The sequence below is a fragment of the Methylobacterium sp. CCH7-A2 genome, assembly GCF_001557075.1.
GTDB classification, from domain to species: Bacteria; Pseudomonadota; Alphaproteobacteria; order Rhizobiales; family Beijerinckiaceae; genus Allobosea; species Allobosea massiliensis.
Genome location: NZ_LSKN01000114.1, coordinates 1 through 207, shown reverse-complemented (window position 1 = coordinate 207; position 207 = coordinate 1). Strand labels below are relative to the sequence as shown.

1 protein-coding gene is annotated in these 207 nt (G+C 67.1%); it reads left to right on the top strand.

What is annotated here, in order from left to right:
• Positions 1 to 207, top strand: a 207-nt coding sequence (locus AX750_RS27055; RefSeq protein WP_210173038.1) for a hypothetical protein, incomplete at both ends; no start/stop codon positions are given.

Here is a 207-nt window from a genome sequence, read left to right as displayed (position 1 = left end):
CCACGGTGGAGGTGGAGGGTTCCATGGCGGAGGCTTCCGGGGCGGTGGATTCGGCGGCTTCCGCGGTGGCGGCATTTCTCATCGGGGCTTCGGTGGAGGGTATGCCCATCCAGGGATTTATCGCGGCGGCTATGGGCGCGGCTATTACGGACGTGGCCACGGGGGCTACTACGGCGGAGGCTATGGCTATGGCGGCTACTACGGCGG